This window comes from Streptomyces sp. CNX435 (assembly GCF_059570575.1).
Window position 1 is genome coordinate 97,450 of the sequence record NZ_JCANTA010000009.1, and the last position, 13,312, is coordinate 110,761.

The following is a 13,312-nucleotide window of genomic DNA, read 5'->3' on the forward strand; positions in this document are numbered from 1 at the left end:
TTCCCACGGTGATCGGTTCCCTGCCGTCGGCTAGCGTACGCAGCGTCCCCGTCCCCGTACCCCACGACGGACCCCACGACGTACCCCCACAACGGACCCCACGACGTACCCGCGAACCGAGACCGGAGAACCCGATGAGCACAGCCGCCGTCTCCTCCCCGCACCCGGCCCGCCCCGGCGCCGTACTCGCCGACGTGCTGCCCGCCTCCACCGCGGCCCGCGCCCGGCTGCGCGACGTCGCCCTCGTCGCCGGCGGCGCGGCGCTCACCGGCGCCGCGGCGCAGCTGTCGGTACCCGTGCCGGGCTCGCCGGTGCCGGTCACCGGGCAGACGTTCGCGGCGCTGCTCGTCGGCGCCTCGCTGGGCACCGGGCGGGCGTTCCTCTCGCTCGCGCTCTACGCGGTCGCGGGCGTGGCCGGCATGCCGTGGTTCGCGGAGGGCTCCTCGGGGTGGGGCATGCCGTCGTTCGGCTACGTCCTCGGGATGCTGCTCGCCGCCGTGGCGGTCGGCGCGCTGGCCCGCCGCGGCGGCGACCGCGACGTGTGGCGCACGGCGGGCACGATGGTGCTCGGCAGCGTCGTCATCTACGCCGTGGGCGTGCCGTACCTGGCCCTCTCGCTGAACCTCTCCCTCACCGAGGCGGTCTCGCTCGGCCTCACGCCGTACCTCCTGGGCGACGCCCTGAAGGCCGCCCTCGCGATGGGCGCGCTGCCCGCCGCGTGGCACCTCGCCGGCCGCACGCACCGCGGCTGAGCCGAGCCCACCCCCCACCCCTCGGCGGCTTCCGTGGCCAGGGCGCAGCTCCAACGCTGGGGCAGGCAAGGTCACGGGGCGGTCTTCCTCTCCGCCGCGAGGCCGACTTCATGCTGTACCGCCCGGCAGCGGCGGAGTTCGACGACGAGCTGGGACGCGAGGAACCAGGGAGCGGCCGGGTGACTGTAGGGGAGGCATTCGTCGGTCGGTGACTGGACAAGTGTGCCGTCGGCGGCCGGGGTGATCAGGCCGCCGAACACGCCCCAGACGCGGGGCTTGCGCACCCGGACCGCGAGGGGATCGGTCAGATGCGGGCAGTGCCGGAGGGCCAGGCGAGCGCACGGTGGGCACACCGGCGGCTTGGCGGACAGCGCGCCCTCCGGCCAGTTGGCCGCATGTTCGCCGGATGCGGGCCGCTGGAGGAGGAACAGCCAGCCCCGTGCCGTACGCCCGGCCGGGGCGCCGCAGACCTGACACAGCATGCCGAGCATGGCGCGCCGCTGCCGATGGGAGTGCAAAGAACGGAAGTTGGGCCGCCCCACCCCGGGCGCCCCGCCGAGCCGCGCCCACAGCACACCGTGCCGATCACGATCGAGGGGCGCCTCATCCCGCTAGGCCAGCCCCGAACCGTCCGCGCGAACGGTCAACGCACCGCCGACAGCGGGACTCTCGCCGCTCCATGCGGCGGCGTTAGGGACGGGTAGGTTGTTCCGGCCCCATGTCAGAGGCGGCACGGGCGCGGAGGCGTCCGTGGGACGGGGCGTCGTGTCCGACCCCGCAGCCATCGTGACCACGAGCCGCGACAAGCTCCGGGCCTTCGTGCTCGGTGTCAAGGCCGGAGAATTCGATCACCTGATCGGCGCCCGGACTTGAGACAGCCACGCCGCGGGGTGCGCGTCCCACACACCACGCCGTGGGGCATGGCCGTGTCTACCTGAGGACCCGCGTTCTATGGTGCCTGGCCAATACTTCAAACGTGTCCTATATCACAGCGCCGGGGGCATTGCCGCAAAGGGTAATGACGTAGCAGCGCATTTCACCTCTTTAGGGATGCATGCTGTTCTGTATGTCATCATATATAGTGTAAATGTAGGAAGCTTGAGCCCCCTTTCTCTGGGTTGGCTGGCTTGGTTACGTTCTTTCACGCCGCAGAACGTTTGAATGTGGCGTGACCGAATTCACCACGCTTTCACAGGAGGTGCACGAATGACAGCCGAGGAAACGATGGCGGCGGAAGGTGCACAGGTGGTCAAGGACCCGACCACCGGCATGCAGTTCAGTGTGGCCGTACACCCCAGCTCCGACGTCGAGGCCATTCTGGAGCTCCAGGACCCCGACAACGAGGTCTTCCATATTCAGGAGATCAACGTGGGCAACCAGGAATTCACCATGGGTCTCGGCCGCAGCCAGGCCACCTGAGTAAAGGAAGAGCGATGCAATTCATCGGACTCAGGCGTGACGTCCTGTGCATGCGGGATCTTGGTTTCGTCTACCTCGACAGCGGCGGCTCGACGCTGCGGCTGAGCGGTAAGTCTTTCGATGAGTTGCTCGCTGCAGAGGCCGACAGCGGCTTGTCGGCCTCTGCAGCAACGCATTCGCAATTCTTCACCTGGTACCCGAGCAGGCGTGAGGCAACCGAGAGCGTGCGGACGGCGATGTGGCATCCGGGAGAGGCAGGAACTTGATGAAGGCTGTACTTCTGTCCGCGCCCTACGGCGAAGGTCCTCAGCTCATCATGCCACTGGGCATGATGAACATCGCCGTCTATGTCGAGTCCCAGCTAGGGCCTGCCATCGACATCGAAGTGCAGGACTTCTCGGGACGCTTACCGGAAGAACGGAACCTGCTGGCCCACATCGACTGGTCCGACGTGGAGGTCGTCGGATTCTCCGTCTACTCCTCGCACCTGGAGACTGTGGAGTCCTGGGCGGCCTGGCTCAAGGAGCGCTTCCCTGATATCTGGCTCGTCGCCGGCGGCCCGCACGCCACGCTCGTCTGGGAGCACTTCACCCAGACGCAGGCGAAGCTGTTCGATGCCGTCGTAGTGGGTGAAGGCGAACGGCCCTTCACCAGCATCGTTCAGCGTCGGCTGGCTGAGCTTCCACTACACGAGCCCCAGATCCCCGGCGTCGCCCGGCTCGTGGATGGCAGTCCTTACCTCGAGCCGCTCGCTCCCACCATCGAGCCGGAAGCCTGGCCCAATCCGTTCAAGGCCAAAGTGACCGCAGAAGGCTCCGCCCCCCTCGTCTATACCGATGCGGTGACCGGCCTGGACCGCGTGGCCGTTGCCTGCACCACCAGCCGCAGCTGTCCCATGCGCTGCTATTTCTGCTCTATCATCGCCATGCCGGACAAGTACCGCTCCGCGACTCCCGAGCAGGTGACGGGGTGGCTCGTGGAGCAGTGGGCCTGCGAGCCGTTCGAGCATGCGTATCTCATGGACGCGGACTTCTTCACGACCAGGCAGCGCGTCCTGGGCTTTGCCGAGGCCATGCACGCGGCGCTGCCCGACCTGACCTGGAGCACCTCGGCGACCGTAGGGCATCTGTTGAGGCTGGAAGACGACCTGCCTCGTCTTTACGAATGCGGCCTGAGACTCGTGGAGATGGGCATCGAGGCGGGTTCCAACGAACAGCTGGAGTTCCTGGGCAAGAAGAACTTCGGCAAGCCTGCCACATGGCAGCAGAGCGTCCAGGCGACCCGTGCGCTGCAAAGCAACAACATCGCCATCGGTGTCGACTACATCATGTTCTACCCTCACCAGTCGCTCACCGCACTGGCCGAGAACCTCGTTTTCCTCAAACGCGCAGCGCTCCTGGATGAAGAGGTCGACGATCACTACTTCAACCAGTTGGTGCTCTACCAGGGCACCCCGTTGCGTGAGTTTTACGAACAGCTTCGGGGTGAGCCGTTCGACCCCGCCGAGCTGCCGGACACGACGGACCTCTACCTCGACCGTGATGTGCTCACCATCCGTGAGACGTATCTGGGTGAATATCGGCGGCGATGGCATCCAGAGGTCGTGCGGCTGCGCAGCGAGCTCAAAACATCGGCCGAGGCAACGGACGACCAACTCCTCGCCACGAAGCTGCGGCTCCACGGCACCTGGCTGCTGCATACGCCGTACCGTGTGTTGGAGGCACTGCTGCGCAATCCTTCCGCCAGTATTCCCGACGCCTGCCCCTGGCTGCCGAATGCCTTGAAACGAGCGTGTCGAGCCGTCTCGACCACCGCTGGAGAGCCTGTTGCCCATGCGTAGGGTGAACGTACCCGAGCGCTTTCTGAATGCGCTCCCGTGGAGGGCCGGGGAGCACTGGGACGTCGTTGTCGTGGGTCTGCCCTTCGCCGGGGGGAGCTTGTCCGGAAGCCGTTCCTCGCTCGGCCCGGGCATGCTCCGCTCGGTCTCACGCATCATCAGCCCGCGCCCTCTTGCAGAGAAGGCAGAGGGCTGGTGGGACTACCGCGGGCAGCACCTGCTGTGCGAGGGGCTGCGCATCGGTGACGCCGGCGACCTCACCGTCGACCCGCTGCACGCGGCGGCCGACCTCGAACGACTACCCGATGTGTTGGCGGCTCTCCGGGCCACGTGCTCGCTGCTCGTGGTCCTGGGCGGCGACGACTCGTTGTCGTACTGGATCCACCGGGGTTTCGAAGGAGTCCTCGTCCACGTGGACGCGCACGAGGACGGCCACCCCGTGCGCGAGGGAGCGGGACCGCATCACGCCGACTTCATCAGCCACCTGGAACGCCACTCCGCGCCTTACATCGTCCAGTACGGCATGCGCGGGATGGTTCAGGGACGTCCACAGCTCCCTGGAGAGCGTCGCACCATCGCCGTCGACCTGCGGCAACTGGATGCGCTGCTTGTTGCGGCACCCACCACAGACTGCGCCGTGAGTCTCGATGTCGATGTCCTGGAACCGGAGTTGATGCGGAGCGTCACCGCGCCCGTCCCCGACGGCATGACCACCGAAGCGGTGTTAGAGGCGGTGCGGGCGGTGGCCACCTCGGGGAGGAGAGTGCGGCAGTTCTCCGTCATGGAATTCGCTCCCCATCCTGATAGCGGACGCGCCGATGCCATGCGGCTGATCCACCTCGTACTCCGCTCTCTCGACATGTGGCACGGCGGAGACGACCGTGGCTGACCCAGCGCCCGGCCCTCTGCAGACCACCCCTGAACCGCTCCATGAGTGGCTGGGCTTTGGGCGTATGCTCCTCACCCCCTCGGGCACCGCAGCGCTGACGGCGGGAGTGCGCGCACTCGCCCGCAGGGCTGGATGCGCTCCCGGTGCCGTTGACGTCCCGGCCCTCGCCTGCTGGACTCTGACCACAGCGGTACGCCAGGCTGGGGCCAAGCCCCGCTACCTCGACATCGATACGGCGCTCGGTCCACGCATTCCACCCGATCGTGAGCCGAACCCGCTCGGCGTCACCGTCGCACCGTGGAGCGGCCGGCTGAGCGGGGGCGAACAACTGGTCCCGCAGACGATCATGGACGCGTCCGTAGGGGTATTCGCCCCGCTGCCCGGCGGAACCCGCGGCCCGGATATCGCCGTCATCAGCCTCGGCGCCGGGAAGCCGCTGCACCGCCCCGGAGGAGGCGGACTGGTCCTCTTCGACGACCCTGCGATCGCGGAGTCACTGCGCTTCGATCTCGCCCACGGCCGGTCTGGGCAGATGTGGCTCGCTGACGGCCCTCGTCTCGTACCCGGTTCGACAGACGTCACGCAACTGGGCGTTGCGATCACCGACCTGGCCGTTTCAGCCAATGAACGCCGCCACTCCCAGGCCAGGGCGATCAGCGAACTGACCGCCATCTGCCCGATGTTGCGGGCGGCACTCCCGCAAGGGCCCGTTGAGGGCACCGGGGTGAGCACCGTGCTCCCGGTCCTTCTCGACCGTGACTACCCGCTGAGCGCGCGAGATGTGCACCGCGCCGCCGTCGCGCACGGCATGCCGCTCGCGGTGCAGCCCGTCACGCCTCCCTATCTGGAGCCGGCCGGCCGCGACCTCACCGGTGACTGCCCTACCGCCGAATCGGTCGGCCGGCGCTTGCTGTTCGTCCCCGCCGAACCTCTGCCTGACTTCATACGGTCCGGGATCGCCTCGCTTCTCGACGTTCTCGCCACGCGCCCTGCCGAGCACACCTATCCCTACGGGCTCTCTCCGTCCGACGCCCCGCCGCCGGAGCAACTGCGCGGGCCGGTCACTCTGGCCCGTCGGCTCGACCGGCGGTTTGTGGCGGCAGACGAGCTGACCGGGAAGACGTACGCCGTCTCTGCCGACGTCGCCGCCCGGATACTGGGACGGGCAGAACGAGGGGTGTCCTGGTGAGGCCGCTGTTCCTGGGCCGTGGCGCCGCGGACTGTGCCGCGGCACTTCTGCTCGCCTCCAGCCGCCAGGTGGCAGTCTCCGTGCCCGTCGGCTCGGCACGCAGCCGTGTTCTGGTCCGCGCCGGCTTCACCCCCGTCGTCGACGGGCTGCACTGCCTGCACCGTACGACGGGCGACCGATCGCACCTGCCGCGCAAACTCCGCCAGACACTCGCTCGCTCCCAGGCCGCTTGGCAGCGCGAAGAACTGCATCTGGCCCTCACGACACCTCAGGACTACGGCGTCGAGAGGCTCGTCGAAGAAGTCTATTACCCTATTCTGGTACGGCACTTGTACACTGCCGGGCGCTCCCCTTTCGGTACGCACAATCTTCCCCAATTCAAGGCGCTGTTGGGTCGGCGCAGTGTGCTCGCGGTCGTGAGCCGGGCGCGGCGGACCGTGGGGGCGGCCCTGCTACAGGAGGAGTCGCTCTGCCGCCTGTGCGTACCAGGTGGTGAAGCAGTCGAGTTGGATAAATCGCTCGTGGGGATGGTCTATTGCCTGACCCCAGAGTTCTACCCCGCCAATCGCGCCTTCCTCGAAATTCTCCGGCAGGCTGTCGGATACGCGGGGTGGAGTTGTCTGTCCATGGGCGAGGACACCGGCTGGATCGATCTCGGTTATCTTCCCATCGTCAACGATAAATTGCGCTGGAGCGACGCGGTCGGGCTCCGGCTTACCCGGTTTCCCATGCACCTGAAGCTTGCCCCGCGCCGTCCCATGCGCCGGGACAGGCTGCCAGGCGCACTGCTGACCTGGGATGCGCTAGGAGGGCAGTTGCACGTACGCCACCTGGGCGTGCCCGAGGGCGACATCAAGAAACTGCGCAGAGGCATAGCGCAGCATACCGCCGACCGAGGAATCTCATGAAGTTCCTTCCTGCCGTACCCCCCGAGGCTGATTTCCGCATCCTCATCTCGTCCCGGCTGATGACGGCTGTCGCGGGTGCGGCCACCCCGGTCTTGCTGATCTTCACGCTGTTGGATCGCCCTTCGGGCGACCGGGAACTCGGCTGGGTCCTCGGAGTAGGCGCCCTTCCCGCCCTTGTCGTCCTGTTGTTCTCCGGACTCGCCACCGACCGACTCTCGCGCCGTGGGCTTGTCTTCACCGGCGATCTGCTCAACGCACTGCTGTGCGCAGGCGTCGGAATCATGCTGCTGACCGGGCACTCGCTGCTGTGGTTCATCGTGGCGGCGGCCGTCCTGTCGGCTGGCACCCAGGCTCTTCTCTACCCGGCGTACGGCGCGCTCCTGCCCGCCACCGTGGCCGACGAACACGTCCAGGAGGCCAACGCTCTGCGGAGCGTCATCACCACGACGTCCTCCATTGCCGGCCCCACCCTGGCCGCCGCGGGCTCGACCCTTGCCCCGCTCTGGGCGGCCTGGCTGACGGCCGCCGCCCTCTTCGCTCTGGGCGGTCTCCGCGTCCGCGCCGTGGCGACCGACGGCAGTGCTCCGGAACGCGACGACGGTCTGCTGCAGCAGATCCGGGCGGGCTACCGCTACTTCCGTGCGCATCGTTGGCTCACCGTCATGACAGCCTATTCGGCGGTCTGGCACCTGGTGGTGTGGGCGCCGCTCATCGTGCTCGGCGCGGTATCTATGCGTGAGGACTACGGCGGGGCAGCACGCTGGGGCTATGTCGAGACTGCCCTCGGGGTGGGCGGCCTGTGTGCGGGCCTCGTCATTGGACGGTTGCGCCCCCGCCGCGTTCTGCTGGCCGCCATGACCGGCCTCACACTCGCCGCCGCCGCGGCGCTGGCGATCGGTCTGCACGCGCCCTACGCCCTCGTGCTGGCCGCCGCCTTTCTCTCTGGAGCAGGGCTGTGTGCCGCGGATGTCTTCTGGTCCTCTTCCCTGCAGAAGCGGGTTCCTTCTGACCTGCTGGGCCAGATTCTCAGCTACGACTACCTCGTGTCCGTGGCCCTCCTGCCCATCGGATACGCCCTCGCCCCATTCCTCTCCGACTGGATCGGCACGGGAACCTACCTGGTCTCGGGGATGGTGATCGCGGTCCTGGGCTTTGGGGTCGTGGCTCTGGAACCCACGGTCCGCGAATCCGTACCCCGTGATCTGCCCATGGCAGACCCCGTCACCTGACACCGAATTCCGCCGCCGGGACTCATGGCGGCCTCGCGGGGCCCGTAGCCTCCGGGCCATGCGCGTGTACCTCGGCAGCGACCATGCCGGCTACGAACTCAAGAACCATCTCCTCGCCTGGCTCCGGGAGCATGGGCACGAACCCGTCGACTGCGGCCCGTTGATCTACGACGCCGACGACGACTACCCGCCGTTCTGCCTGCGCGCCGCCGAGCGCACCGTTGCCGACCCCGGCAGCCTCGGCGCTGGAGCACAAGTACGGGGTGGGCGGCCGGAAGCCCCTATAGATCGTCAGGCGTTGAAGACGGCCTCGGCGCGGTCGCGGTTTTCGTGCAGGTCCCAGTACAGGGGGGCGATCTGCTCGGGCGTGGCCGTCGGGCTGCCTTCCGGGCCGCCTCCGCCGATCCAGACGTTGATCGCCACGTGGGCGGCGTGCACGCCGCTGCCCGCCAGTTCCTTGTTCAGGTTGATCACCCAGTTGCGCAGAGCCGCCTGGGCCGCGTTGACGTTGCCGAACATCGGCACAGGGTCCACGGAACCGCCGCCGGTGGTGAACAGCAGAGTCCCGGCGCCCGCCTCGCGCATCGCGGGCAGTACCGTCCGGGCCGCCGCGATGGCGCCGTAGCAGGCGTACTCGATCATCGGCTGCAGATTGTCCACCGTGACCTCCGAGGGAACGGCCAGGGTGAGGCCGGGCACCGGGGAGTGCGGGGCAGGCGAGTACTCCAGTACGTCGATGCCGCCGAAGCGGGCCCCGGCCGTGTCCAGGGCATCGGTCAGCGAGGCGCGGTCGAGGACGTCGGCGGGGAACGCGGCGGCCGTGATGCCTTCCCGGCCGAGCTGGGTGACCAGCGTTTCCAGCTTCTCCTTGGTACGGGCGATCAGGGCGACGTCGAAGCCGCGGCTGCCGAAGGTGCGGGCGATGGCCAGGCCCATGCCGGAGCCGGCGCCGACGATGGCGAGAGTGGGCACAGTGAGATCTCCTCCGTGTGGTGACCGCCGGGACATGCGGAGACCGGATGCCCGGCCGGCGTGTGGATCAGGCGTGGGCGGCGTGGTCGGCGGGAACCGCGCAGCCGTCCGGGCCGCAGATCGCCGCGTCGTTGCCGGCACCGAGAACGGTCGGGTGGGTCTCGGCCCAGACCTGGCGCAGGATGTCGAGCAGGGTTTCGGTGTCCTGCGCTCCCGCAACGGCGTACCGGCCGTCGATGACGGTGAAGGGAGCACCGGTTGCCCCGAGCCGCTGCGCCTGGTGTGCGTCTTCCTGTACCTGACGGCGGTAACGCCGGTCGGTGAGCACCTGGCGGGTCTGTTCGCGGTCCAGGCCGAGCCTGTCGGAGTACCCGAGCAGGTCGTCGAGCGTGAAGAGCGACTCGGCTTTGCCGAAGTAGGCGCGGAAGAGCATGTTCCAGGCTTCGCCGTTCTTGCCTTCGGCGGAGGCGTGGGCCAGCAGTTCGTGGGCCAGGTCGGTGTTTCCGACCCGGTTGTCCAGGACCCGGTAGGGGGCCAGGCCCTCGGCGGCGGCCATGCCTTCGAGGTCCGGTACGCCGGCCTGCCCGGGGAGTGCGCCGTACTTGGCCAGCACGAATTCGCGGACGCTGAGCGTGCGGTCCTCGGGGAGGCCGCTGCCCAGAGGGAACGAGCGGTGGACCACCTCTACGTGGTCGCCGTGCTCGAATCGCTCCACGGCCCGGTCCCACCGATGGCTGCCCAGACCGCACCAGGGGCAGGTGATCTCGGACCAGATCTCTACCTTCATGGCCTGTCCTCCAATTCCTACTGTTTGTTCGTAACGCCATGATGAGCCAGTATGGAAGGCGATACAAAAGGCACATCGGTGTGCGCGACGGAGAGGAACGGGCGCCATGCAGGACAGTGCGGGTATAGGGATGGCGGCTTCGGTCGGGCCGTGCGCGAGCATCCCCGCCGATCACATGGACTTCATCCGCCAGGTGCTCGACCGGGTGGGCGACAAGTGGAGCATGTTGATCATCGCCGTCCTGGAGGGCGGCCCGACGCGCTACACCGACTTGCAGCGCCGGATCCCGGGCATCTCCCAGCGCATGCTGACCCACACCCTTCGCCAACTCACCGAGGACGGGTTGATCAGCCGTACCGCCTACGCGGAGGTGCCCCCGCGCGTCGAGTACGCGCTCGCCCCGCTCGGCGGCGGCCTGAACGAGATCGTCAAGCAGCTGATCGGCTGGGCGGCCGACCACCACGACGAGATCCGCGCCAACCGCTCCCGTGCCGGCACCAACGGCCCCTCCGCGCCCCGGCCCTGAAGGCGCCACGCTTCGCACTCGCGGCGCCCCGGCGCCCGGCGGGGCCCGTAGACTCCGGGCCATGCGCGTGTACCTCGGCAGCGACCATGCCGGATACGAACTCAAGACCCACCTGCTCGGCTGGCTTCGGGAGCATGGGCACGAGCCCGTCGACTGCGGCCCGTTGATCTACGACGCCGCCGACGACTACCCGCCGTTCTGCCTGCGCGCCGCCGAGCGCACGGTCGCCGACCCCGGCAGCCTCGGTGTCGTCATCGGCGGCTCCGGCAACGGCGAGCAGATCGCCGCCAACAAGGTGGCGGGCGTGCGGGCGGCGCTGGCGTGGAGCGAGGAGACGGCCCGGCTGGCGCGTGAGCACAACGACGCCAACGTCCTCGGTGTCGGCGCGCGGATGCACACGCGCGACGAGGCCACCAGCTTCGTCGAGGTGTTCCTCGCCACCCCGTACGCCGGGGAGGAGCGCCACCGGCGGCGGATCGACATGCTGAGCCGGTACGAGCAGAGCGGCGAGCTCCCCGACGTGCCGGCGCACCACCCGCAGCCGTAGCGGCCACGACCAGCGGTAGAGGACCGGACGTATGCCTGAGGGCCACACCATCCACCGCCTGTCCGTCGAGTACGGGGTCCGCTTCGGCGGCCGGGTGGTGCGGGCGGCCAGCCCGCAGGGCAAGTTCGCGGACGGCGCCGCGCTCATCGACGGCTGCCGGCTCACCGGCACCGACGCCCACGGCAAGCACCTGTTCCTCGGCTTCGGCCCCGTCGGCCACCTCCACGTCCACCTCGGGATCTACGGCAAGGTCGGCTTCGGCGACGGCCCCGCCCCCGCACCCGTCGGCGCCGTCCGGCTGCGGCTCGCCACCGGCGCCGGCTACGCCGACCTGCGCGGCCCGTCGGCGTGCGAGCTGGTCACCGAGGAGGAGAAGGACGCCGTCCACGCCCGGCTCGGCGACGACCCGCTGCGCGCCGGCGACGACGGCGAAGGGTCCTGGGCGCGGATCTCGCGCAGCCGCGCGCCCGTCGCCACGCTGCTCATGGACCAGCGGGTGATCTCCGGCGTCGGCAACATCTACCGCACCGAGGTCCTCTTCCGGCACGGCATCGACCCGTACCGCGCGGGCCGCGACCTCGGCCGGCCGGCCTGGGAGGCCGTCTGGGCGGACCTCGCGGTGCTGATGCGCGAGGGCGTACGCACCGGGCGCATCGACACCGTACGGCCCGAGCACCTCCCCGAGGCGATGGGCCGCCCGCCGCGCGTCGACAGGCACGGCAGCGAGGTCTACGTCTACCGCCGCGCCGGGCAGCTCTGCCACCTCTGCGGCACCGACGTGCGCGCCGCCACCCTCGCCGCCCGCAACCTCTTCTGGTGCCCCACGTGCCAGCCCACGTGACGCTTGTCCCAACTGCGTCTGCGCAGGCCCACCTTCGTTCCAAACTCCGGGAATTCGCATACGATTCCGGCAGTGCCGCCCGAAGGGTGCGGTCGGCACGCCGTGAATCGACGCCCGGCGCGGCGGGTGGATAGGGTCCCGGGGCATGGCCGGAGGTGCGGGTTCCGCCTCGCAAGCGGCCCGGTGGCACAAGGCGCTGCACCGGGCCCGGATCGGCGTGCGCAGGGCCGGTGTCGACTACTTCCGCGGTGAGGGCTCCGACTGGCTGGCCCTGGCGGTCCTGCTGCTGACCATCCCGGCGCTCGCCGCCGGCACGGTCTACTCGCCCGCCTGGATCTCACCGGCCGCGCTGGCGCTGCCGATCTTCGTCGGCGGCCTGGTGCTGCGGCCGGCCAGCCTCCTTGCGCTGTACGCCGTGGCCGCCACCGCGCTCATCGTCGAGGCGATGATCCTCGGCCCGTACGCCGACGGCCCGGCCCGGGTGACGCCGGGCACCGTGCTCGTGATCGCCTCGGTGGGTCTGACGGGGCTGACCGTCGCGCAGTTCCGCAGCCGCGTGGGCGTGCCGTGGCGGCGCGGCGGCACGATGCTCTTCGACCTGCGCGAGCGGATCCGGGTGCAGAGCAAGCTGCCGCGGCTGCCGCGCGGCTGGCACGCCGAGATGTCGCTGCGCCCGGCCGGCGGCCAGTCCTTCTCCGGCGACTTCGTCGTCGCCGCCCGCACCCACGGCGGCCACATCCTGGAGGCCGTGCTCACCGACGTCTCCGGCAAGGGCATGTCGGCCGGGTCGCGGGCGCTGCTGCTGTCCGGCGCCTTCGGCGGGCTGCTCGGCTCGCTGCCGCCGCACGACTTCCTGCCGGCCGCCAACGGCTATCTGCTGCGCCAGGAGTGGGAGGAGGGCTTCGCCACCTCCGTGCACCTAGTGCTGGACCTGGAGTCCGGGGACTACGAGCTGTTCTCGGCGGGCCATGTGCCGGGCGTGCAGCTCAGCGCCGGCACGGGCCGCTGGGAGGAGAAGGGCGCGGAGGGGCCGCTGCTCGGCGTCGTGGAGGGCGCGCAGTTCGACCCGCTGAAGGGGACGCTGCGCCGCGGGGACGTGCTGATGCTGTTCTCGGACGGCCTGGTCGAGGCGCCGGACCGGGACCTGACCGAGGGCATGGACCGGCTGATAGGCGAGGCCGACCACTACGCGTCGAGCACGTTCCGGGGCGCGGCGTGGCATCTGATCGAGAAGGTGGCGAAGGACGTCAAGGACGACCGGGCGCTGCTGCTGATCTGCCGGGAGTAGGGCGCGCGGAGCCGGGACGTACGGGGCCGGGGGGGTACGGGGCCGGGGGGTACGCGCATCGCGGTGGTGCGCGTACGCCCCGGCCCCCCGGGTCAGTTGGCGGCTGCCGCCGTCGGGGCGGCCCGGGC

Annotated in this window: 15 protein-coding genes and 1 pseudogene; 13 read left to right on the forward strand and 3 right to left on the reverse strand. The window is 69.4% G+C overall.

Going from position 1 to position 13,312, the window contains the following annotated elements:
* Nucleotides 1-134: 134 nt before the first annotated feature.
* A complete protein-coding gene (locus tag T328_RS17225; protein WP_496496949.1) occupies nt 135-752 on the forward strand; it encodes a biotin transporter BioY in 618 nt (205 codons plus the stop codon).
* A gap of 71 nt (nt 753-823) precedes the next feature.
* Here the strand turns inward: T328_RS17225 and T328_RS17230 are convergent, their stop codons facing one another.
* Complete coding sequence (locus T328_RS17230; RefSeq protein WP_496496950.1) at nt 824-1,243, reverse strand: hypothetical protein; 420 nt, start codon at nt 1,241-1,243, stop codon at nt 824-826.
* Between the two features lie 715 nt (nt 1,244-1,958).
* Here T328_RS17230 and T328_RS17235 point away from each other — a divergent pair.
* From T328_RS17235 to T328_RS17270, 8 genes and pseudogenes are all read left to right on the forward strand, one after another.
* Nucleotides 1,959-2,171: a hypothetical protein gene (locus T328_RS17235; RefSeq protein ID WP_496496951.1), complete on the forward strand. Its 213-nt coding sequence runs from the start codon at nt 1,959-1,961 to the stop codon at nt 2,169-2,171.
* 14 nt (nt 2,172-2,185) lie between these two features.
* A complete protein-coding gene (locus tag T328_RS17240; RefSeq protein ID WP_496496952.1) occupies nt 2,186-2,437 on the forward strand; it encodes a hypothetical protein in 252 nt (83 codons plus the stop codon).
* 62 nt (nt 2,438-2,499) lie between these two features.
* Nucleotides 2,500-4,011: a B12-binding domain-containing radical SAM protein gene (locus T328_RS17245; RefSeq protein WP_496496953.1), complete on the forward strand. Its 1,512-nt coding sequence runs from the start codon at nt 2,500-2,502 to the stop codon at nt 4,009-4,011.
* Nucleotide 4,012: 1 nt separating this feature from the next.
* Nucleotides 4,013-4,897 (forward strand): arginase family protein, encoded by an 885-nt coding sequence (locus T328_RS17250; RefSeq protein ID WP_496496954.1) that lies wholly within the window; start codon nt 4,013-4,015, stop codon nt 4,895-4,897.
* A 64-nt stretch (nt 4,898-4,961) separates the two neighbouring features.
* A complete protein-coding gene (locus T328_RS17255; protein WP_496496955.1) occupies nt 4,962-6,086 on the forward strand; it encodes a PLP-dependent aminotransferase family protein in 1,125 nt (374 codons plus the stop codon).
* Complete coding sequence (locus tag T328_RS17260) at nt 6,083-6,994, forward strand: hypothetical protein (protein WP_496496956.1); 912 nt, start codon at nt 6,083-6,085, stop codon at nt 6,992-6,994. Before T328_RS17255 ends, T328_RS17260 begins: the two co-directional genes overlap by 4 nt.
* Nucleotides 6,991-8,223, forward strand: coding sequence for an MFS transporter (locus T328_RS17265; RefSeq protein WP_496496957.1), 1,233 nt, complete (start codon nt 6,991-6,993; stop codon nt 8,221-8,223). Before T328_RS17260 ends, T328_RS17265 begins: the two co-directional genes overlap by 4 nt.
* Before the next feature lie 58 nt (nt 8,224-8,281).
* Nucleotides 8,282-8,467: pseudogene (locus tag T328_RS17270) on the forward strand (RpiB/LacA/LacB family sugar-phosphate isomerase); the annotation flags it as partial.
* Nucleotides 8,468-8,514: 47 nt separating this feature from the next.
* Here the strand turns inward: T328_RS17270 and T328_RS17275 are convergent.
* Nucleotides 8,515-9,195, reverse strand: a complete 681-nt coding sequence (locus T328_RS17275; protein WP_496496958.1) for an SDR family NAD(P)-dependent oxidoreductase — start codon at nt 9,193-9,195, stop codon at nt 8,515-8,517.
* Nucleotides 9,196-9,262: 67 nt separating this feature from the next.
* Nucleotides 9,263-9,982 carry a DsbA family oxidoreductase gene (locus T328_RS17280; RefSeq protein ID WP_496496959.1) on the reverse strand — a complete coding sequence of 240 codons (720 nt, stop codon included), beginning with the start codon at nt 9,980-9,982 and terminating at the stop codon, nt 9,263-9,265.
* Between the two features lie 106 nt (nt 9,983-10,088).
* Between T328_RS17280 and T328_RS17285 the strand changes: the two genes are divergently transcribed.
* The 4 genes from T328_RS17285 to T328_RS17300 all read left to right on the forward strand — a co-directional run bounded on the left by T328_RS17285 (nt 10,089) and on the right by T328_RS17300 (nt 13,184).
* Nucleotides 10,089-10,508 carry a winged helix-turn-helix transcriptional regulator gene (locus T328_RS17285; RefSeq protein WP_496496960.1) on the forward strand — a complete coding sequence of 140 codons (420 nt, stop codon included), beginning with the start codon at nt 10,089-10,091 and terminating at the stop codon, nt 10,506-10,508.
* A 61-nt stretch (nt 10,509-10,569) separates the two neighbouring features.
* Nucleotides 10,570-11,055 carry a ribose-5-phosphate isomerase gene (locus T328_RS17290; protein WP_496496961.1) on the forward strand — a complete coding sequence of 162 codons (486 nt, stop codon included), beginning with the start codon at nt 10,570-10,572 and terminating at the stop codon, nt 11,053-11,055.
* A gap of 31 nt (nt 11,056-11,086) precedes the next feature.
* The gene (locus tag T328_RS17295; protein ID WP_496496962.1) at nt 11,087-11,896 is read left to right on the forward strand and encodes an Fpg/Nei family DNA glycosylase; all 810 of its coding nucleotides are present in this window, start codon (nt 11,087-11,089) and stop codon (nt 11,894-11,896) included.
* 145 nt (nt 11,897-12,041) lie between these two features.
* Nucleotides 12,042-13,184 carry a SpoIIE family protein phosphatase gene (locus tag T328_RS17300; RefSeq protein WP_496496963.1) on the forward strand — a complete coding sequence of 381 codons (1,143 nt, stop codon included), beginning with the start codon at nt 12,042-12,044 and terminating at the stop codon, nt 13,182-13,184.
* Nucleotides 13,185-13,312 lie beyond the last annotated feature (128 nt).

Bases quoted from the DNA above. Each gene is read 5' to 3' on its own strand.
- T328_RS17225 (WP_496496949.1), top strand. From the start codon at position 135: ATGAGCACAGCCGCCGTCTCCTCCCCGCACCCGGCCCGCCCCGGCGCC.
- T328_RS17230 (WP_496496950.1), bottom strand. From the start codon at position 1,243: ATGCTCGGCATGCTGTGTCAGGTCTGCGGCGCCCCGGCCGGGCGTACG.
- T328_RS17235 (WP_496496951.1), top strand. From the start codon at position 1,959: ATGACAGCCGAGGAAACGATGGCGGCGGAAGGTGCACAGGTGGTCAAG.
- T328_RS17240 (WP_496496952.1), top strand. From the start codon at position 2,186: ATGCAATTCATCGGACTCAGGCGTGACGTCCTGTGCATGCGGGATCTT.
- T328_RS17245 (WP_496496953.1), top strand. From the start codon at position 2,500: ATGATGAACATCGCCGTCTATGTCGAGTCCCAGCTAGGGCCTGCCATC.
- T328_RS17255 (WP_496496955.1), top strand. From the start codon at position 4,962: ATGCTCCTCACCCCCTCGGGCACCGCAGCGCTGACGGCGGGAGTGCGC.
- T328_RS17265 (WP_496496957.1), top strand. From the start codon at position 6,991: ATGAAGTTCCTTCCTGCCGTACCCCCCGAGGCTGATTTCCGCATCCTC.
- T328_RS17280 (WP_496496959.1), bottom strand. From the start codon at position 9,982: ATGAAGGTAGAGATCTGGTCCGAGATCACCTGCCCCTGGTGCGGTCTG.
- T328_RS17285 (WP_496496960.1), top strand. From the start codon at position 10,089: ATGCAGGACAGTGCGGGTATAGGGATGGCGGCTTCGGTCGGGCCGTGC.
- T328_RS17290 (WP_496496961.1), top strand. From the start codon at position 10,570: ATGCGCGTGTACCTCGGCAGCGACCATGCCGGATACGAACTCAAGACC.
- T328_RS17295 (WP_496496962.1), top strand. From the start codon at position 11,087: ATGCCTGAGGGCCACACCATCCACCGCCTGTCCGTCGAGTACGGGGTC.
- T328_RS17300 (WP_496496963.1), top strand. From the start codon at position 12,042: ATGGCCGGAGGTGCGGGTTCCGCCTCGCAAGCGGCCCGGTGGCACAAG.